Source organism: Delftia sp. ZNC0008 (assembly GCF_000799035.1).
Taxonomy (GTDB): Bacteria; Pseudomonadota; Gammaproteobacteria; order Burkholderiales; family Burkholderiaceae_C; genus Comamonas; species Comamonas tsuruhatensis.
This window is the reverse complement of record NZ_JTKZ01000640.1, coordinates 1-385: the sequence shown is the minus strand read 5'-3', so window position 1 is coordinate 385 and position 385 is coordinate 1. Positions and strand designations below refer to the sequence as shown.

Annotated in this window: 1 protein-coding gene; it reads left to right on the top strand. The window is 65.5% G+C overall.

The window, feature by feature from the left end:
- Positions 1 to 385 (top strand): hypothetical protein (locus tag L995_RS20820; protein ID WP_156136107.1); only part of this gene is annotated, 385 nt, incomplete at both ends.

The following is a 385-nucleotide window of genomic DNA, read 5'->3' as shown; positions in this document are numbered from 1 at the left end:
CTGCGGCAACCGCATCGCGCAAATGCATGCAGACCACAGCCAGCAGCAACTGCACTACGACGGAGCACACCAGCTCATCGCCGTGCGCAGCAGCCAGATCCAGGGCAACGCCGAGCAGTTGCGCCACCACAGCCGCTACACCTACGACGCCCTGGGCAGGCGCCTGAAGCAGCAGGTCGAAAGCGCGGACTCCACAGAATCCATCCGCACCCACTACTACGGCTGGGACGGCGACCGCCTCATCCACACCGAACGCCTGCAGCATGGCGATGACACGCGCCACATAGAACACACCATCTACGAACCCGGCAGCTTCACGCCCCTGGTGCGCCTGAGCACCACGGCCAGCGGCGACCCCCAAGACGAGCCCCACCTGCTGGTGCAA